Source organism: Paenibacillus sp. J31R98 (assembly GCF_056269245.1).
The window spans coordinates 157,400-176,762 of sequence record NZ_JBWDNO010000005.1; the positions used below are offsets into that span (position 1 = coordinate 157,400).

The 19,363-nt window shown below is 53.7% G+C and carries 20 protein-coding genes; 10 read left to right on the plus strand and 10 right to left on the minus strand.

The window, feature by feature from the left end; genetic code table 11:
* The first annotated feature begins 111 nt into the window (after positions 1-111).
* A complete protein-coding gene (locus AC0YNX_RS19445) occupies positions 112-747 on the plus strand; it encodes a DsbA family oxidoreductase (protein WP_475817359.1) in 636 nt (211 codons plus the stop codon).
* 64 nt (positions 748-811) lie between these two features.
* On the opposite strand, the gene AC0YNX_RS19450 is transcribed toward AC0YNX_RS19445, so the two are convergent.
* The 3 genes from AC0YNX_RS19450 to AC0YNX_RS19460 are packed head-to-tail and all read right to left on the minus strand — an operon-like array spanning position 812 to position 2,136.
* On the minus strand, positions 812-1,135 hold the full coding sequence (locus AC0YNX_RS19450; protein WP_475817360.1) for a DMT family transporter: 324 nt from the start codon (positions 1,133-1,135) through the stop codon (positions 812-814).
* Positions 1,135-1,506: a DMT family transporter gene (locus AC0YNX_RS19455; protein ID WP_475817361.1), complete on the minus strand. Its 372-nt coding sequence runs from the start codon at positions 1,504-1,506 to the stop codon at positions 1,135-1,137. Before AC0YNX_RS19455 ends, AC0YNX_RS19450 begins: the two co-directional genes overlap by 1 nt.
* Before the next feature lie 21 nt (positions 1,507-1,527).
* On the minus strand, positions 1,528-2,136 hold the full coding sequence (locus tag AC0YNX_RS19460; protein WP_475817362.1) for a TetR/AcrR family transcriptional regulator: 609 nt from the start codon (positions 2,134-2,136) through the stop codon (positions 1,528-1,530).
* Positions 2,137-2,310: 174 nt separating this feature from the next.
* On the opposite strand from AC0YNX_RS19460, the gene AC0YNX_RS19465 reads away from it, so the two are divergent.
* The 3 genes from AC0YNX_RS19465 (at position 2,311) to AC0YNX_RS19475 (ending at position 5,148) form a co-directional block, all read left to right on the plus strand.
* Positions 2,311-3,288 carry a copper amine oxidase N-terminal domain-containing protein gene (locus AC0YNX_RS19465; protein ID WP_475817363.1) on the plus strand — a complete coding sequence of 326 codons (978 nt, stop codon included), beginning with the start codon at positions 2,311-2,313 and terminating at the stop codon, positions 3,286-3,288.
* A gap of 106 nt (positions 3,289-3,394) precedes the next feature.
* Entirely contained in the window at positions 3,395-4,519 is a 1,125-nt protein-coding gene (locus tag AC0YNX_RS19470; RefSeq protein WP_475817364.1) for an ArsR family transcriptional regulator, read from the plus strand.
* 125 nt (positions 4,520-4,644) lie between these two features.
* Positions 4,645-5,148 (plus strand): hypothetical protein, encoded by a 504-nt coding sequence (locus AC0YNX_RS19475; RefSeq protein ID WP_475817365.1) that lies wholly within the window; start codon positions 4,645-4,647, stop codon positions 5,146-5,148.
* Between the two features lie 538 nt (positions 5,149-5,686).
* Here AC0YNX_RS19475 and AC0YNX_RS19480 read toward each other — a convergent pair.
* The 5 genes from AC0YNX_RS19480 to mobA all read right to left on the minus strand — a co-directional run bounded on the left by AC0YNX_RS19480 (position 5,687) and on the right by mobA (position 10,725).
* Positions 5,687-6,451 (minus strand): GTP cyclohydrolase II, encoded by a 765-nt coding sequence (locus tag AC0YNX_RS19480; RefSeq protein ID WP_475817366.1) that lies wholly within the window; start codon positions 6,449-6,451, stop codon positions 5,687-5,689.
* Between the two features lie 59 nt (positions 6,452-6,510).
* A complete protein-coding gene (nagZ, locus tag AC0YNX_RS19485; protein ID WP_475817367.1) occupies positions 6,511-7,842 on the minus strand; it encodes a beta-N-acetylhexosaminidase in 1,332 nt (443 codons plus the stop codon).
* 140 nt (positions 7,843-7,982) lie between these two features.
* Complete coding sequence (locus AC0YNX_RS19490) at positions 7,983-8,807, minus strand: alpha/beta hydrolase family protein (protein ID WP_475817368.1); 825 nt, start codon at positions 8,805-8,807, stop codon at positions 7,983-7,985.
* 94 nt (positions 8,808-8,901) lie between these two features.
* A complete protein-coding gene (locus AC0YNX_RS19495; protein ID WP_475817369.1) occupies positions 8,902-9,600 on the minus strand; it encodes a DNA alkylation repair protein in 699 nt (232 codons plus the stop codon).
* Positions 9,601-10,086: 486 nt separating this feature from the next.
* The gene (gene mobA / locus AC0YNX_RS19500; protein ID WP_475817370.1) at positions 10,087-10,725 is read right to left on the minus strand and encodes a molybdenum cofactor guanylyltransferase; all 639 of its coding nucleotides are present in this window, start codon (positions 10,723-10,725) and stop codon (positions 10,087-10,089) included.
* 279 nt (positions 10,726-11,004) lie between these two features.
* On the opposite strand from mobA, the gene AC0YNX_RS19505 reads away from it, so the two are divergent.
* The 5 genes from AC0YNX_RS19505 to ptsP are packed head-to-tail and all read left to right on the plus strand — an operon-like array spanning position 11,005 to position 15,914.
* Positions 11,005-11,871 carry a PRD domain-containing protein gene (locus AC0YNX_RS19505; RefSeq protein ID WP_475817371.1) on the plus strand — a complete coding sequence of 289 codons (867 nt, stop codon included), beginning with the start codon at positions 11,005-11,007 and terminating at the stop codon, positions 11,869-11,871.
* A 14-nt stretch (positions 11,872-11,885) separates the two neighbouring features.
* Positions 11,886-12,374 carry a PTS sugar transporter subunit IIA gene (locus AC0YNX_RS19510; RefSeq protein WP_475817372.1) on the plus strand — a complete coding sequence of 163 codons (489 nt, stop codon included), beginning with the start codon at positions 11,886-11,888 and terminating at the stop codon, positions 12,372-12,374.
* Positions 12,375-12,419: 45 nt separating this feature from the next.
* On the plus strand, positions 12,420-13,895 hold the full coding sequence (gene nagE / locus AC0YNX_RS19515) for an N-acetylglucosamine-specific PTS transporter subunit IIBC (protein WP_475817373.1): 1,476 nt from the start codon (positions 12,420-12,422) through the stop codon (positions 13,893-13,895).
* 28 nt (positions 13,896-13,923) lie between these two features.
* Complete coding sequence (locus tag AC0YNX_RS19520; protein ID WP_475817374.1) at positions 13,924-14,184, plus strand: HPr family phosphocarrier protein; 261 nt, start codon at positions 13,924-13,926, stop codon at positions 14,182-14,184.
* Positions 14,181-15,914 (plus strand): phosphoenolpyruvate--protein phosphotransferase, encoded by a 1,734-nt coding sequence (ptsP, locus tag AC0YNX_RS19525; protein ID WP_475817375.1) that lies wholly within the window; start codon positions 14,181-14,183, stop codon positions 15,912-15,914. Before AC0YNX_RS19520 ends, ptsP begins: the two co-directional genes overlap by 4 nt.
* A 347-nt stretch (positions 15,915-16,261) precedes the next feature.
* On the opposite strand, the gene AC0YNX_RS19530 is transcribed toward ptsP, so the two are convergent.
* Entirely contained in the window at positions 16,262-16,840 is a 579-nt protein-coding gene (locus AC0YNX_RS19530; protein WP_475817376.1) for a GNAT family N-acetyltransferase, read from the minus strand.
* 162 nt (positions 16,841-17,002) lie between these two features.
* Entirely contained in the window at positions 17,003-18,661 is a 1,659-nt protein-coding gene (locus AC0YNX_RS19535; protein ID WP_475817377.1) for a glutamine--tRNA ligase/YqeY domain fusion protein, read from the minus strand.
* Positions 18,662-18,810: 149 nt separating this feature from the next.
* Here AC0YNX_RS19535 and AC0YNX_RS19540 point away from each other — a divergent pair, with 149 nt between their 5' ends.
* Positions 18,811-19,362: a MarR family winged helix-turn-helix transcriptional regulator gene (locus AC0YNX_RS19540; RefSeq protein WP_475817378.1), complete on the plus strand. Its 552-nt coding sequence runs from the start codon at positions 18,811-18,813 to the stop codon at positions 19,360-19,362.
* Position 19,363: the final 1 nt, after the last annotated feature.

Here is a 19,363-nt window from a genome sequence, read left to right on the forward strand (position 1 = left end):
AAACTGCATTAGCATGGAGATTAGCATAAGTTTACAGTGTCCGTATTTGGCAAAGCAACAACTGATCTTACATCTTCAGACAAACTAAGGGCGAAAGGTTGTCGTTTCCATATGCATATTGATCTTTACTCCGATGTGGTCTGTCCGTGGTGCCGCATTGGCAAGCAGAATCTGTTCCGCGCTATCGAGCTGTGGAAGGAGAAGAATGACGAGCCCGTCACTGTGACGTACCATGCGTACCAGCTGGACCCGAACTTGCCTGAGGAAGGCCGTGCATTCGATGATGTGATGACGCGCAAGATGGGCGGTCCGGAGTCCCTGAAGCGAGCAATGGAGCAAGTGACTCGTGCAGGCGCAGCTGTCGGCGTCACCTTCCGCTTCGACCTGGTAAGCCGGATGCCGAATACGCGGCTGGCCCACCGATTCGTCGCTTTGCTGCCGGAGGAACGTCATGGCGAGGCGGTCGACGAGCTGTTCCGCGCTTACTTCGAAGAAGGCGTCGATGTCGCACAGCTGAGTGCTATTATGAGCATTGCCGAGCGGCTTGGCGTCAATACGCTTGATCTGGAGGAGCGGCTCGCGAGCGGCGAAGGTGGAGATGCGGTAGATGCCGACTTCTCGAAGGCGCAGCAGCTTGGAATTACGGGCGTCCCTTTCTTTATTTTCAACAATCGTTATGCATTGTCGGGGGCATACCCAGCCGAAGAGATGTTCGGGCTAATGGGCGGCGTGAATTCAGGAGTATAGATGAGAAAAAAGCTGAGGCGGATAAGATCCGCGCTCAGCTTTATTTGTTTACATAAGATATGGATTAGTGCCCGCCGCCAACAATGCGAAGTCCAATTACACCGATAACAATCATACTAATAAAGAGCAGTTTGCGTTTGTCCTTCGATTCGCCGAATACGGTCATTCCGAGCACGACGCTGCCGACCGAGCCAATTCCCGTCCATATGGCATAAGCCGTACTCATTGGAATGCCTTGCAGTGATCTTGATAAGAAATAGAAGCTGATGAAGCCCGCACCAAGCGCTAGCAGCGTGCCTTTCCAGTTCTTGAAGCCGTTCGACAGCTTAATCCCCGTCACGCCTCCGACTTCTCCAAGCCCCGATATGAGCAGATACAACCATTCCATCAGCTGTTCCCTCCTTTCGAGCCGCTTGCTTCAGCGGTATCGCTCGTCTCGGGATCGGTTGCAATTATTTTGAGTCCGATGATACCGCTCATGAGCAGTGCAATAAAGACCAGCTTGAGCACATCAACCGGTTCATCCAGGAAGACGATGCCGGTGATGACCGTACCGACTGTCCCGATGCCCGTGAATACCGCGTAAGCCGTACCGATCTCGATCTTGCGCATTGCCGTCGAGAAGAACATGAAGCTTATGATAAGCAGCACTACCGTAATGACGCTCGGTACGAGCCGCGTAAATCCATGTGATGCCTGAAGTCCGTAAGCCCAGCAAATTTCAAGCAAGCCCGCAATAAGCAGAAAAAGCCATGCCATGATGATAAATCCCCTTTCGTGTTAGACATTCGGCTTAGGCGACGTCCTCTCCACCATTTCTCGCAGGCAATCCCAGATGAGCGCCTGCCGCTTCCTATATAGCTCCGGATCATACAGCTTATATTCAACGAGCAAGCCGTCAATTAAGGCATAGAATAGCGCCAGCAGACGCTCTGTCTGCTCTGGCTCTGGTCGAACGTCGACATTGGATGATACGCAGTGGCTCAGCAGCTCCGTAAGATGCGAACTGGTCTGATTCTCGTAAGCGATAAAATCCTTCCCAAGCCGCTCCTCCAGATGCCGAGGCGGGACGAGCAGCGTTCGTTTCAGAAACGACTGCCCTTGCGTAATGTGATCCAAATCGGTGTAAAAGATAAATGCCGCATATAGGCGGTCCATCGGCGGATGATCCGCCGTCTCCGCAAGCATGTGAATGAATTTCGCATGCTCCTCGCGGATCGCATCTTCAATCAGCTCCAGAAGCAGCCGCTCCTTGGATTCGAAATGGGCATAGATCGACGGCGTCTTAATGCCGACCGACTTCGCAATCTCTGACAGAGACACGCCTTCGTAGCCCGACTCTGCGAATAGAGTGAGTGCCGCTTGCTTTAATCGGATCGCCGTCATCATGTCGCAATCTCCCTTGCTTAATCTGATCTGAACGCTTTTTGTGTTTACCTAACGAACGTTAGTTAGTTGATCTCAAGTGATTTTAACGACTTTACGTCGCGGTGTCAATAGTTAAAATAATGTAACTTCTCCTAATGAGCAGACGTCTGAGCTTTATATAAAGGAGGCTTTCCCATGAAGAAAATAATTACCCTCGCAGCCGCGCTGAGTTTACTGGCAGCGAGCTCGGTTGCTCATGCAGCAACAACGCGCCATATCATCGTGAACGATCAGATTGCAGCATCCTCGTCCGATATCACTTCGATTGTTGAGAATGGCAGAACGCTCGTCCCACTTCGCATTGTTGCAGATGCACTTGGCGCCTCCGTGTCTTGGGATGCCAAATCGCGGACAGCCTCGGTGCGTAAGTGGGCGGATTCAATCGTGTTCAAAGCTGGCTCCAAGACGGCAACAGCCGTGTATGGAAGCGTGAGTCCAGCTCCACAGCGCGTAACACTCGATACTCCGGTGCTTGTGCGACAGGATCGCGTCTATGTACCGCTTCGCATGATTGCCCATTCACTCGGTTACCTCGTTGATTTACGCGGGAACGGCAGCATTACGCTTCAGTCGCCGTTAAACCGTGCTGACCGTGCGGTGCTTGCATCAGGCAAGCTTAGCGATGCTCGTATGCTCGTGAAGACCAAAGGCGTGCTGAACGCTCGCTATGCCGAGGTACCAACCTTGTATCCGTCACAAGCGAGAGAAGGCTATGCATCAACGTTCCTCTTCCCTGAAGGAGAAGCAAACCGGTTCTTCTTGGTGGGGAACGACACCGCCGCTTTCTACGAATTAAAGGGCGGTTTCTTCGTGGTCACGTGGCGAGCACTGATTCCGCTTGGCAATAAGGACGAGCTGGGGTTATTCCTGGAGGGGGAATACAAGCAGGCGCAGGGCAAGTATCCGGCAGATCTCAAGGGTAAAGACTTCTTCTATTTCACTAACAGCTCCATCGTCACAAGTGAACGGCGGGAAGCGGGACGGATTGCCGCGGACGGCACCAGCACACGGCTCGGCATCAAATGGACTATCGGCGAAGAAGTGAAAGAACAATCTGGCTCCCTTGCCCTGGCCGCTCCGGATGAGGTGAGGAAAGAAGTGAGGTTGCCTTGATGCCCCGAACTACCGCATCGCCTCAATCTCACCTATTTTCTTCTGCCGACCGTTATGTTATTATGTAATTACGTAATTACGTAATAATTAAAATGAGGTGATGAGATTGGAGAAGAATCGGGATTTTGGCGCGGAGCTGGATTGGGTGAAAGAGCAGCTACTTCAGCTGCAAGCGCTGGTTAAGCAGTCGCAGAGTGGAAGATCGGCTTCGGCGGCTTTAACTGTAACGCCGTCGGCAGGATCTGTAGATGCTGTTGCAGATGATCCGAGCAGCAGCGGCAAGCTTCATTTTGCCGGCTCGTTCCGTCAAGACGGCAGCTTGCTGAAATGGGAAGCGCAGGAGAGAAACGTGCAGCAGTTGATGGAAGCTGACAGCGAGAAGTCGGCCAAAATATTAGCCGCGCTCGGTCATAAGCAGCGGCTCGATATTCTGCGAGCGATTATTGAAGCTCCGCAGACAGGCGCTTCGCTGGTCGAGCAGCTTGGCATGGGCACAACCGGCCAGCTGTACCATCACATCAAGGCGCTCGTAGGCGCGGATCTCCTGCAGCAGGATGAACGCGGCGGCGCCTATCGCGTACCGGAATACCGGCTGCTGCCGTTGCTGCTGCTGCTTGCAGCTGTCAGGGACCTCGGCGACATAAGCGATTATTTGGACATGAGCGATGTGAGGAAGCGCTCGGGCGATTACTTGGGCCGTAGCGGCGAGGCGCCCGCTTCAGATCCGCATCTCCTGCTATGGGCGGTCCTTGAGAACAGCGTGCTTGAGCATGAGGCTGGCTATTGCACTGAAGTTCTTCTATTCCTTCACGACAGCCGCACGATTACGGTTACCGATAACGGGCGCGGCATACCTGTGGGCCTGCTCGCAGATACGGGAAAGACATGGCTACACACCGTCATGACCGACTTGAAGCAGCTCGCTGTGAAAGGCGCCACAGTGACCGCACCAGGCAGCGCTGAGGGCGTGAACATTGCCGTCGTCAATGCGATGTGCACGATGCTGCAAGTGGAAGTTCGGCGCGAAGGCAAGATCGTGCGGCAAAGCTACAAGCACGGCATTCCACAGGGCCCGTTGCTGACGATCGGCGTCACCCAAGAGACAGGCGCAAGCGTTACGATCGAGCCTGACGCTGAGTTATTCGAGGGCGGCTTCGACCGCGCCGTAATCGAGAAGCGCATTGAGGCGTTGCAAGCCGCGTATCCGAAGCTCGCGATCCGCGTCATGTAAAGTATTTAGAAGACAGGCGCTGGGCACCTGTACAGCACATCGCCTGCCTTTCTTGTTTTAGCAACATCGAGAGTATCACCATCGATTGATGAGTACAGGTTATCCATGTCAGGAGGAATCGCTTGATGAAGAAGCTCAGACTGACTGTGGCCGCGCTGCTGCTTGCAGTCCTGCTCACCGGGTGTGCAGCCGAAGCCGCTGTACCTCAGCAACTGACATCTGTGCAAGTGGTCGAAGCTATGCAACAAGCCGGAGTGAAACTGCACAGCCTGCATGTCAAAGGCGGCCGTTTCCCTGGCGGCATCTATGCTCGACTACTCGACAAGGTGAATCCAGAAACGTACAGCATCGATACGTATGCGATGGGCCTGGTCACTGACAACCCGTCTGGCAAGGTTGCTGACCATTCCCTAGCATCCGTCGTCAACCTGTCCATCTACGTGTTCGAGTCCGAGGCGGAGCGGGAACAGGGTCGGAAGGATTTTGACGAACAGATGTCAGCTATGCAGCAGCTGCAAGTGCATCCGGGCATCTATGAGAAAGACAATGTGATTGCCGTCTACTTCCGTGACAGTGAGTCTAAGGATACCGTTGACACAGATATCCGCGAGGCGCTGGAGAAGCTTTAGCATCTTCCCCCGCTTCCCCCACTTTCCCAGCTCTAACGAACCATAGAGAGCTTATTCGCAAGAAAATCGCCCCTTTCGGATTCTAACGGACTTCAGCGACCTTATTTGACCGAAAACCGACAAAATCTCGGCCAAAATCGCTAAATAGCGTCTCCTGGGTTCGTTAGAATTCCGATGAGGCCAATTTGAGCTGAATAACGTTTCCTGAGTCCGTTAGCGCTCCACGGAGTGCTTGCAGCACAGCACGAACAGCGTCAACGTTTGCGTACCGCGGCAGCACAAGCTGCTGCCGGGAACGGACAGCGCTCACTGGGCAACCTCTGAAGCTTGCCGAGGGGTGTTGCCCAGTGCCACGTTAGCACACAGCGGCAGTGTGCTAATAGCACAGAACGAACACCGCACACGCTTTCCCGCCACGGCAGACGAGACCGCCAATACACCCTCCCATACTAGCGCACAGGAGCACGAGCTACCTACCCAGCCAACGAAACAACACGCAAATAAAAAACCCCGCGTCCACCAACGCGGGGTTCTCGCATTACGGAATCGTCAGCTCCTCGGCAAAATGTCCCGACCGATTCACTTTCGTCTCCAAATACTTGCGGTTGAACTCGGAAATATCGCCCCACAGCGGTACGCGGTCGTCGACGTTCATACCCGACGCCTTGAGCGCTGCGAGCTTCTTCGGATTGTTCGTGATAAGCGTCACTGGCTTGCTCCGCAGATGCGACAGTACAACTAGCGTGTCCTCGTAGCTGCGCATGTCATCCTGGAAGCCGAGCTCCAGATTCGCCTCCACCGTGTCATAGCCCTTCTCCTGCAGAATATACGCCATCGCTTTGCTGAACAGCCCGATGCCTCGTCCCTCATGGTTGGCGAGATAGAACAACGCGCCCGTACCGTGGCTGACGATCATCTTCATCGACTGATGCAGCTGAAAACCGCAGTCGCATCGCTTGCTGCCGAAGATGTCGCCCGTATGGCAGATGCTGTGCATCCGAATGAACGCATCGGCGTTGTTCGCGAAGTCGCCGTAGACGAGCACGCTCGACTGCTGCTTCTCCGCCAAATTTGACTCCGACAGCTGCTCAATCAAGTACTCCGTACGCTCCTTCTCTCGGCAACCGCCTTCGCTATGAACGAGATCCTTGCACGGCAGCCAGCAGTACCACTGGAACTGCACCGTCTTCCCGTCCAAATTAACCGGCAGTGAAATCGGACCTACCAGAATAATCGTGCCGCGTTTACTTTTTAGCGTTTGAATCCGATCGTCCAATATCGCAACAATGGCTTCGTCAATCACTCAATTCAGACCCCCTATCGCAACCAAGCTGCCTTTAGTTTGAGGTCCAGCGATAGGAATTATTCGATCGCTTTGTGCGCCGCCGTCTCCTTCCGAATCGCATCATTAATGGCCTTCAGATCAGGCACAGCCGCCACCTTCGCATCCGTCAGTTCATACCGCTCCTTCAGCGCTAGAATTCGCAGCACACTCTCATTAATCCGCTTCTCGGTCAACACGCCTTTGCTTACGCTCTTCTTAAGCGCCGCAATGACTGCATCCACATTCGTGTATTCATGCGCAATAAGCACAATGTCACTGCCTGCTTTCACCGCCTGCACCGCGGCTTCGCCCATGCCGTAATGCTCAGCGATAGCTCCCATCGTCAAATCGTCAGTGATGACAACGCCTTTGAAGCCCAATGTACCGCGCAGCTCATCTGTAATGACGCGCGTTGACAAGGAAGCCGGCCATTTCGCATCCAGCTTCGGGAACAAAATATGCGCAATCATGACCACGTCCGCACCATCGCCGATCGCCTCCTGAAAAGGACGCCATTCGAACGATTTAAGCTGCGCCAAACTTTTGTACACAATCGGCAGCTCTAGATGCGAATCCACCGAAGTATCCCCATGCCCCGGAAAATGCTTCACGACCGGCACGACCTTCTCGCCTTGCAGCCCTTCCATAACAGCAAGCCCCATCTTCGTCACCGGCTCTGCCGTCGAGCCAAAGGAACGATCGCCAATGACCGGATTGTTCGGATTGCTATTAATATCGAGCACGGGTGCAAAATCCACATTAAACCCCATCGCCTTGCTCGCTTCCCCGAGCAGATGACCAATCCGCCCCGCATACTCCGCATCTCCGGTATCCCCTACCGCCTTCCCGCTTGGCAGCGGAGCAAGACCAGGAAGACGCGCCACTCTGCCGCCCTCTTCATCGACGGTAACGAGCAGCGGTGATGCATTCCCGCTATTCCAAGCTTTCAGCTGATTCACATAAGCAGCGACTCCACTTGGCGTCGCCACATTATCTTTATAGAAAATAACGCCGCCAACATGCTGCTGCGCAATCATCCGCTTCGCCCTAGCGTCTGCTTTCTTCCCTTCCAAGCCTGCAATAATCATCGTCCCCAGCTTCTCGTCAAGCGACATGCTCCCCAGTTGTTTCTCAATTGCCGACTTCGGAGGCGCCTCCTGCACAGGCGGTTCTTCGTCCGCCGGAGGCTGCTGATCTGGCTCATCGGCCGGCTCCGTCGGCTCCGAAGGCTGCTCTGGTTCCGTATCGGAATGTTGATTCGCCCCCTCAGGGGCAGGCTGCTCCGCTAGCTCATGAGATGCACAGCCATTCAACAGCAGAAGAGCAGCCACCAGCGCAGCGGCGCGCAATTTCAGGTTTCGAAACGCCATCCAATCACCTACTTTCAAACGTATCATGATTTCCTTATTGTTTCCTCATCCAGAATAGAAGAACCTCTATTTTCTTCATTAAACAAAAAATAACCGCCCTCACTCACAATGAGTTAGGGCAGTTATTCTGACATGAGAAGTTATATTGTCCACAAGCTCCAATCATTCCTGCGCTTGCCGATAGAATCAATCCACCGGAGCGAAATATCAAACAGTTGCTCGCGGGAAGATTTCGACGAGAAGGTGTGGTCTCCCTGGAGAATCACTTCCTTATCGCAGCCGCCTTCCTTCCGCATCCAGAACATCTTCTGATACAAGAAGCAATAATCGACCGGGATTACCATATCAGCTGTGCCGTGCACGATCAACACTTCGCCGGTGTAGCCGCTCAGCTCTGTCAGCGGTTGATACTGCGCAAGCGAATCCGTGAAGCGCTTTGTAAACTCGTAGTGCATGTGATCGGTTTTGCCGACAGTATCGATCTCTTTGATTGCCTTAGCGCCGATAATGTTGCGGATATCGAGGAACGGATGCGCAACCGGAGCCCACAGGACGAGCGACTTCACTCGATTATCGCGCGCTGCCGTTAGCACAGCAACCGCACCGCCGAGGCTATGCCCAATCAGCGTAATACGCTCATGGTCAACCAGATCAAGGCTCGACGCATAGTCAATAACGGTCCGTGTCTGAGCGATCAGCTCATCAAGGCCACCGCTGCCATAATCGCCGGTACTCTCGCCGCAGCCGCCGTAATCAAACCGCAGGACAAGATAGCCGCTGCGTGTAAGTTTCTCTGCCGCTTCTACAAACAACCGGTCCGTACCCATTCGGTTGCCGATAAAGCCGTGGCATATAATAACAAGCGGATATTTGGCCGCATATTTCGTCTCTGGATCACACTGGGGATACTGCAATACACCTGATAATTGCAACTCGCCGCTCTTAATCGTTATAGGATGATTCATCTCGGCACCACCTTATTCCTATAATTCCTACCTACTTTGTTGGAATTAACTTTACCATGAATATAACCCTTCGTCAATTCCTGTTTTCCTAGATCTATCCAATGTGTTTGAGCGCTTCTCGCACACTCAGTGGCGACAACTCCGTCTCCGCAACGAATTGCTTGACCGCCGCAGCGTCCGTCTTGCCATACTCCCGGAGCGCCCAGCCAATTGCTTTGCGGATGAAGAAATCCTCCTCATGCGCGGTACGCCGGATCAAGTCGAAGAGCAGCGCTACGTCCGTCTTCGCCTTATAGCCAAGCTGGAACAGAATCGCCGTGCGCCGCAGCCACAGGTTGTCCGATTCTTCCAGCCACTTCTCCGTATATGGCGTTATCATCTCCGGATGCTTCGCAAACAACGTGCCGAAATAATGGCTGGCAATAAGATCGACCGTATCCCACCACGAGTTCGTCGTGACCATAAACTCCAGCAGCGGCGCGTCTTCTGGCCGCAATTCCTTCTTCCTCTTCTCCATCAGCATCATCGCCGTATAATGAAATTCCCTCTCCGGCATCGCCCACAGCTCGCGGACAACCATCTCCAGCGCTTCGCCAGAAGGAACGCCATTCTCCTTCATAAACTTCTTTGTTAGCGCAGTGCGCTCCGGCGTACGTATTCCGAGAAAAGGGAACAAACCCCGCATGTAAGCCGACATCGCCTCCGCAGCTTCATGGTTAGCATGGCTGCGCAACAGCGCTTCTATGTCTTTGCAATAAGTCGGCGACACTGCCGACGCTGTTCGTGAACGCATTCATTCCTGCCTCCTTTTATAATTCGATTATAAATTTTCCAGCAGGCAACTACAAATGACACAGGAGTTACATCTCATGTTAAATGTGACTATTCATGACACAATCAGTCACACCGATGTAGCATCGTAGTTTTGTTCCAGATACTGGTGATAAGCAGTTAAAAAGTGCGACAAAAAGAGGGAGGGGATGTCACATATCGTTACAATTTCGAAGAAGCGGTCGAAGAGAAGGTGAAATGCAAGGTTTTTGACGTATAGAGGCTGCGGAAGGAGAAACGGTATGACTGTGGAGAGGAAATGGAAAAATGTTGCGAATATGCGGAATGTGGGCGAAAGAGCCGATTAACGCTGGAAATCGAGGGCAAGGAGTAAGACGAGGGACCCGACTGCGGTTAGTGTAGAAAGCTGAAAGATCGAGCAAAGAGACTGACTGACGACAAAAGACAAAACGCAATTGCAAGTTCTCTTAAAGCCAGTCCAAGCTCATCAGCGCCGTTGCTGGGTCATGTACTGCACATAAAGCTCAGGGGTATTCAGATTAACGAAAGCCTCCGCTTCTTCAGGAGTTGGTGTAAGCTTAAGAGCATCCAATCCGTTCAGAAAAGACATTACGCGAAGATCCCGCTGCTCCAGAAGCTGCTGCAGCTTGGCGACCAATCCGGAATCATATAGCGCATGAAACGGTTGATTCGCAGTCGTGCGAATGACAGCCGGACGGCCCTCGCCTTCTATTGCCGCTCCCCGGGCAGAAGCAATCATTCGCGTGAGCAGCGATTCTGACAGTACCGGCATATCGCATGCCATAACGAAGCCGTAAGCTTGTCCCTGAATAGCTGACAACGCAGCATGCAAACCTGCCAAAGGACCGCAATCTATAAAGGTGTCGCGGACAAATTCGAGCGGTCCTTGAAGACCAGACAGTGCCTGCCGATAAGCTTCCTCCCGCTGTCCGTCCCCTGCTGAAATGATGATTTTACCGCCTATTCCAGCGCTTAGCACCTGCTCGGCAATGATGCGCAGCAGAACCTTTTCACCAACTGGCAGTAATGCTTTGTCCGTCCCCATTCTACTGCTCCGGCCGCCCGCCAGAATAACGCCATGAACGCCCGCACCCGTTAGTCCCATGATGAATCCACCCTCCGTAATCTAAGCAAAATCGTCAATCATCATTATACCACGCCCCCTTCTCGGCTCCCCTTCAATATCCAGAATTTAAGCGTCATTTACCCAATTGACGAAAACGCTTCCCTACGTTATGATGAGCCATGGTATTTCAATATTAATGGCGTGTTACCTTACGTTAAGGGCATGAGCCAAGAAAATTTCTGCATCCAGCGGAATTTTTCTTGGCTCTTTTTTGTGCCTAATTGCCATACTAAGCAGGTGCGAGGTGTATGTTTCGGCATGAAGAAGGTATCGCCGCTTCGAATTGAACGCGTCATCGGCAACAACGTTATTCTGGCCCAGTCGGATGAAGGCATGGAGTATGTGCTCATGGGGAAAGGAATCGGATTCGGCTGCAAATCCGGCGAGCTTCTGCCAGAGGACGACAAGCGAATCGAGAAGAGATTTCGCCTTGACGATCCGAAGCAAATGAAGCATTACCACGCCATGATGGAGGAGTCTGATCCCGAGGTCATTCGCATCACGGAGAGAATACTTGCTGATATCGAGGAAAGGTTCGGCGGACCACTCAACAACAAAGTGTATTACTCGCTGCCAAGCCATATTCAGTTCGTGCTCTATCGGCTTCGTAACGGCATGGAGATCAAGAACCCTTTTCTCCAGGAGACGAAGCTATGGTTCCCTGCAGAATATGAAGCTGCAGGCCGAGCAGCTGCCTTGATTCAGGAGACGTTCGAGGTAGAAGTGCCCGAGGATGAGATCGGTTTTCTCACGTACCACGTCCATTCCGCCTTTACGAATGTTGCCGCTTGGGAGCTCGCCAAATTCACGAATGTCGTGACGGAGTTAATCGAGCGGATCGAAGAGCGCAAAGCAATTGCCATCTCCCGCGACAGCATGGACTACCGCCGGCTCGTGACCGACCTCAGGTACACCGTCGAGCGGATCAGTCTCGGGAAGCATATGGCGAATCCGCTTCTGCCGGAGCTTCGGAGGAAGTTCAAGGGTGACTACGAGCTTGCGCAGGACCTGTCAGCGCTTATGGCAGAGCGGCTCTCCACAGCTGTACCGGATGAAGAGGTCGGCTACATAGCAATTGAGTTGTACCGCTTTTTCCAAGGGCTAGAACAAGATCATCTAAGTTAAGGAGTGAAGGAATTATGTTAGGCAAACTGTTCAAATCGAAGAAAGCAACGCTGGAGATTGTCTCTCCTCTTACAGGAAAAGCCGTGCAGCTCGCGGAGGTGCCGGATGAAGCTTTCGCAGGCAAACATATGGGCGATGGCGTTGCCATTGAACCGACTGTCGGCAAGCTGATCGCGCCGTTCGACGGTACGATTGCGCATGTCATTCATACGAATCATGCCGTTATCATCGAGCACGAATCGGGTGTACAGCTGCTCGCGCACATCGGCATTAACACCGTTGCGATGCAAGGCGAAGGCTTCACAGGCCATGTCCAGACGGGCGATACCGTCAAAGCAGGCCAAACGCTTATTGAGTTCGACATCGACAAAATCAAAGCAGCCGGCTATCCGGTCATCACGCCGGTCATCATTGCCAACGGCGAAGCGGTTGCGGAGATGGAAACATTCTTCGGCGATGTGAAATCCGGCGATACAACCGTCATTCGTGCGGTGCTTGCATAGCGTTACGCGTGATTCACACTACATCTAAGAAGGGATTGAGATGACATGTTAGCATTTCTGCAAAGAATCGGGAAAGCACTTATGCTTCCCGTTGCCGTTCTCCCAGCGCTGTCGATTCTGCTGCGGTTCGGTAATATCAATTACGTCACTGATTTTCATTTTGGCGAAGGGTTCGGCGGTTGGCTGAACCAGTACGTGGCGCCATTCCTTGCTGCGGGCGGAGGCGCGATCTTCGATAACTTGCCGCTCTTGTTCGCGGTCGGCGTAGCAATCGGTCTTGCTGGCGACGCCGTAGCAGCGCTCGCTGCCGTGCTCGCTTATTTGGTACTAACGAACGTTCTGGCTAAGGTGCCAGTCGCATTCGCGGATTTCGTCGGCAAGGATGCGAAGCTCGATATGGGCGTACTCGGCGGTATTATCGCAGGTATGTTCGCAGCATTTTTCTACAATCGTTATCATAATATCAAACTTCCTGACTGGCTCGGCTTCTTCTCGGGCAAACGTTTCGTGCCTATCGTCACATCGCTCGCTATGGTTGTTATCGGCCTCATCTTCGGTTTGATCTGGGGTCCGGTCCAGAACGTTCTTGATGACTTCGGACAATGGGTTGTAGACCTTGGCGGTATCGGCTCCGGTATCTTCATGATGGCGAACCGATTGCTCATTCCTTTTGGCCTTCATCACATCATCAACTCGATCGCATGGTTCCAAATCGGCAGTTTCACGGATGCGGCGGGCAAAGTCGTTCATGGCGACTTGACGCGCTTCTTCGCTGGCGATGCAACGGCCGGCATGTTCATGACAGGCTTCTTCCCGATCATGATGTTCGCTCTTCCTGCAGGCGCGCTGGCGATTATTCAATCCGCTCGTCCTGAGAAGCGCAAAGCGATTGCTTCGGTATTCGTCGGCGCAGCTGTCGCTTCGTTCTTGACTGGTATTACGGAGCCGCTCGAATTCGCGTTCATGTTCGTCGCTCCAGGCCTTTATGTCATCCATGCCATTCTGACAGGCCTGTCCGGTTATATCACTTATACACTTGGCATCAAGCATGGCTTCGGCTTCTCGGCAGGTCTCATTGACTACCTGGTTAACTACCCGCTGGCGACGAAGCCGCTGCTGCTCATTCCAATTGGCCTTGTGTTCGCGGTCGTGTACTACTTCCTGTTCCGATTCGTGATCGTGAAGTTCAACCTCAAGACACCTGGACGTGAAGATGACGATGCACTAGTCGGCACAACGCCAGAGCAGCGTACTGGTACTGCTGGCAAAGCTGGTGCAGTTAACACCAACGATAAGGCAGCTCGCGTGCTTGAGAACATTGGCGGTTCGGACAACATCGTCGGCATTGACGCATGTATTACACGTCTTCGTCTTGTAGTTAAAGACGACAAAGCCGTTAACGACTCCGCTCTTAAAGCGCTTGGCGCTTCCGGCGTTATGCGACTTGGCTCTGGCGCTGTACAGGTTATTTTCGGCACACAGTCCGAGCGCTTGAAAGACGATATTAAGAAATTGATGTAATGAGGATATTAGAGGAGGAACCTACATCATGGAACAAACCTACACGATTGGCAGCGAGCTCGGCATTCACGTTCGTCCTGCGAAGCAGATTGTCGAGGCCGTTAAGAAATATGCAGGCACAGAAGTATTCCTGGAGAAAGACGGCAAGCGCGTAGCTGCGAAAAGTCTCGTCAACGTGCTGACGCTCGGCGCTAAGCACGGCGACAGCGTAACGCTGATCACGGAAGGCGATCAAGCGGAAGCCGCGCAGCAGGAAATCGGCGCGATATTGGCGGAGCACGCGAAATGAAGCTGAGCGGTATTGCCGCTTCCTCCGGCATCGCGATCGGCCCGGCTTGGGTCATCGAGCAGCTCGACGAAGCAGCCCTTCCCGCTTCGATCGAAGCGTCCGCTGTTGTTGGCGAGACGAAGCGGCTGGAAGAAGCCGTAGCTGCCAGCATCACTGACATTAGCCAGCTTCGCGACCGGATGGCGGCTGAAGGACGGACGGATGAGACAGAGATCTTCGAAGGGCATTTGCTGCTGCTCGAAGACGAGGAGCTGATCGGACGCGCACTGGAGCTCATCGGCGACGAGCTGAAGCCTGCCGCCGCTGCGATTGCGGCAGCTCGGGACGAAATCGCGGCGATGTTCGAGAGCCTCGATGATGAATATTTGCGCGAACGCGCCGCTGACATCCGTGATGTATGCGGCCGCGTGATCGGTCATTTGACTGGTCGCACCGGCGTGCCTTCGTCGGTGAACGGCGACCCGGTCGTGCTTGTGACGGCGGATTTGACGCCGTCTGATACCGCGCAGCTGAACAAGGCCGCTGTAGCCGGCTTCGTGACGATGATCGGCGGGCGCACTTCGCATTCCGCGATTATTGCGCGGTCATCGGGCTTCCCGGCAATCGTCGGCATGGGCCGCGAGCTCGAGACCATCAAGAACGGGCAGCTGCTCATCGTCGATGGCTCGACTGGCGAGCTGTTCGTCGATCCTGACGCGGCGGTTACGCAGGAGTACCGCGAGAAGCAAGAGGCTCTTGAGGCGCGCCGCGAGAGGCTCGGCGCCTTGCTGGACGCGGAGTCGGTGTCTGCCGACGGCGTCCGTGTGGAGCTAGCCGCGAACATCGGGTCCCCGGACGATGCGGCGGGTGCACGTGCTGCAGGCGCGGAAGGCATCGGCCTGTTCCGCACCGAGTTCTTGTACATGGGCCGCGATACGCTGCCATCGGAAGAGGAGCAGTACGCCGCATATAAGAAGGCGGCGGAAGCATTCAAGCCAGGCGCGCCTATCGTTATTCGCACGATGGATATCGGCGGGGACAAGGAGCTGCCGCTGCTCAATCTGCCGAAGGAGGATAATCCGTTCCTCGGCTACCGGGCGATTCGGATCTCGCTCGATCGGCATGATCTGTTCAAGACGCAGCTTCGCGCGATCTTGAGGGCAAGCGCCCACGGGAACGTGAAGGTCATGTTCCCGATGATCGCGACGCTTGCAGAGTTCCGCGCAGCGAAGGCCGTTCTGGCGGAATGCCGTGAAGAGCTTATTGCCGAGGGCGTTGCCATCGGCGATGGTGTCGAAGTCGGCATTATGATTGAAGTACCGGGGGCTGCAATGATGGCCGACCGCTTCGCGCGGGAGGTCGACTTCTTCAGCATCGGCACGAACGATCTTACGCAGTATACGATGGCGGCAGATCGGATGAACGAGAAGCTGACCGCGCTCGGCGATCCGATGCAGCCGGCTGTGCTGCGGCTGATCGAACGCGTCATCCGCGCAGCGGAAGCCGAAGGCAAGTGGGTTGGCATGTGCGGCGAAATGGCGGGCCAGCCGCATGCAGTGCCGCTCCTGCTGGGCTTAGGCCTGCAGGAGTTCAGCATGAGCGCGAACGCGGTGCTCGAAGCGCGATCGCTCATTCGCCAGCTCAGCAAGCAGGAGATGGCCGCTTTGGCAGCCGAGGCGCTCGACCTCGACTCGCCGCAAGCGATCCGCGAGCTCGTTGAAGCTCGCGTTCCTGCGGTGCGCGGGCTGTAAGCTATAAAGCAAAACCTCCCACCCTCGTGTTGTTGAGGGTGGGAGGTTTTTTTGATGTGGTGATAGTTTGATATGGTCCAGCAGGCTATTTTACCGTAACCCCACCTATCCACACTAATGTGTATCACTGAGGGATACTCTTTCACTCATTTAGGCGGATTTCCGCCAATGTGTATCCCTGAGGGATACTCTTTCGCTCATTTGGGTGGATTTCCACCAATGTGTATCACTGAGGGATACTCTTTCGCTCATTCGGGAGGATGTCCGCCAATGTAGTGACCTACAGGCATCTCTTTCACCAGTCCCACCGGTTTCCCACCAACTCACGCTTCCTCACACCACTCTACTTACTCGCTACACCCTCCAACCCAGTCCGCCTTCCCCAGCCGGTAGTAGTTGTACACCTCAGCATCTATCTCAACGGTCCCTACCAACTGGAACCCGCACTTCTGAATCACTCTGTTCGACGAAACATTGCCAATAAGCGCGACAGCATGAAGCACCTGCACACCGCCTGCATACTCGAACAAATAGCCAATCATCCCTCGCGCTGCTTGAGTCGTGTACCCCTTACCCCGATGGTCCCGGGAGATCGCGTACATGATTTCTCGGTTAGGCGGCGGCAATTCATCCTTCGGGCCCGAGCAGCACCAGCCGATCAGCTCACCCGTCTCCTTCAGAACAATCCCCAACCGCAATCGAAGCTCGCCTACATCCTCGCCCTCCGATACCGCCTTCATAAACTGCGCGTTCTCAGGGATCTCGTAGTTCATGAACCAATCCGTCCGCTGCTCCTTCGATACGTTCCAGCCCGGCAAATATTCATAGATCTCCGGCTGCCAAGTCAGCGAGTGAAACGAATCTAAATCAGCAGCTGCAAACTCTCTTAAAAAGACATCTCCGCAGTCGATCCGAATGCTATCCATCACCCATCATCCCTTTCCATATCAACCTTCTAAGCTCTATCATACATCCCTAAGCGAACAGGAAGTGGGTATAAAACGACTATATTTTTCGCAACCGCGCGGGCAGCACAGCAACGCAAAAAAACCGCCCTCAACTCGAGGACGGTTCTCCTAACGATTCTATTAAGCCTTCGGATCAAAAGAGCTCTTCAGCGACACGACACGGTTGAACACAACCTTCGATTCGCTTGTATGCTTCGGATCGACGTTGAAGTAGCCGTGGCGGAAGAATTGGAACTTGTCCTGTCCGCGTGCTTCCATCATGTTCGGTTCAACGAAGCCTTGCAGCACTTCGAGCGAGTTCGGATTGATGCGCTCCAGGAACTCCTTATCCTCATTGTCCGCGTTGTCGATGAGCAGCGGCTCGAACAAGCGGAATTCCGCTGGTACCGCTTGGGATGCTTCCACCCAGTGGATCGTGCCTTTCACCTTGCGGCCTGTGAAGCCGCTGCCGCTCTTCGTCTCCTGATCGTATGTGCAGCGCAGCTCAACCACGTTGCCCGCCTCATCCTTGATGACCTCTTCGCACTTGATGAAGTACGCGTGCTTCAGACGGACTTCGTTGCCCGGGAACAGACGGAAGTACTTCGCCGGCGGGTTCTCCATGAAGTCGTCCTGCTCGATGTAGATCTCGCGCGAGAACGGAATTTGGCGGCTGCCCATGGCTTCGTTCTCGGAATTGTTCTCCGCTTCAAGCATCTCTACTTGGCCTTCCGGGTAGTTCGTGATAACTACCTTCAGCGGCGCAAGCACTGCCATCGTACGCGGAGCCTTCAGCTTCAAGTCTTCACGGATGAAGAACTCCAGCATCCGCTCATCGACAACGCTATACGCACGCGCTACGCCAATCTCGCGGCAGAACGCACGCAGCGATTCCGGCGTGAAACCGCGACGGCGAAGACCGCTGATCGTCGGCATGCGCGGATCGTCCCAGCTCTCAACGACACCTTGATCGACCAGCGACTTCAGGTAACGTTTGCTCATAATCGTATTGGTTACGTTCAGACGGGCAAACTCATATTGACGCGGCTGCGATTCCATCTCGCATTCCTCGATGACCCAGTCATAGAGCGGACGGTGATCCTCGAATTCCAGCGTACAGATCGAGTGCGTCACGCCTTCGATCGCATCGCTGATCGGATGCGCGTAATCGTACATCGGGTAGATGCACCAAGCGTCGCCTGTCCGGTGATGATGTGCATGCGCAATCCGGTACAACGCAGGGTCGCGCAGGTTGATGTTCGGGGAAGCCATATCGATCTTCGCACGAAGAATACGCTCGCCGTCCTTGAATTCACCTGCACGCATGCGGGCGAACAAGTCGAGGTTCTCTTCGACGCTGCGGTCGCGGTAAGGGCTATTTTGACCCGGAACAGTCAGTGTACCGCGCATTTCGCGCATTTCTTCCGCAGTCAGATCGCAGACGAACGCTTTGCCTTTCTTAATAAGAAGGACCGCGCGCTGATACAGCTCTTCAAAATAATCCGATGCGAAGCGGAGATCATCCCACTCGAATCCGAGCCAAGTTACATCTTCTTGGATCGATTCAACGTATTCCGTATCTTCCTTCACCGGGTTCGTGTCATCGAAACGCAGGTTTGTTTTGCCGCCATATTCGTCAGCAAGCTCGAAGTTCAGGCAGATCGACTTGGCATGTCCAATGTGCAGATACCCGTTCGGCTCGGGCGGAAATCTTGTAATAACCTCTTTCACTTTACCGGCTTTCAAATCGTCAGCCACGATATTTTTAATAAAGTTAGAGGATGATGTCTTATTCTCCATCGTAATCAACACTCCTAGCAGAAATCTTATCCTACTATCATACACAATTTTTATCGTGTTTATAAATAGGATTATTGACATTCGTTAGTCAAAATAAATATACTTAGGTTAGCTAACTAAATTAAATTGTTCAGGAGGGGATTCCCATCATGTCCGAACATGATGAACACCACGATTCTAACAGTCATGCTGCCCATGAGTTGATGCGCGCATTTCGCCGACTGCGAAGCCTCTCGCTTAACAATCGAAAGTCATTCGAGAACTGCACTCCTGCAGAGACAATGACGCTGTTCATTATCCGCAGGGCTACTCGCGAGCAGCCGGAGGGGCTGAAAGCATCCGAGATCAGCAATCTTATGAATGTCGCCTCCCCGACAATGACGCAGACACTCAACGTTCTGGCCGCAAGAGGACTCATTGACCGGGAGACTGATCCGAAAGATCGTCGAGCGGTGCGCATCAAGCTGACAGATGAAGGCAATCGCCTGACACAGCAAGCAGAGTCCAAAATGCAAGAAAGATTGTCCGCGCTCATCGCACATCTGGGCGAGGAACGTGCGAGACTACTCGTCGAACTCATCGACGATGCATCTGCATTCTTCCAAGCCGAGAATCCAGAAGAAGGTCCGGCATGCTTCAAGCCCGGCCGAGACAACAACAATAACAACAACCAATCTACCAATTCCAAAGAGGGTGACTAAA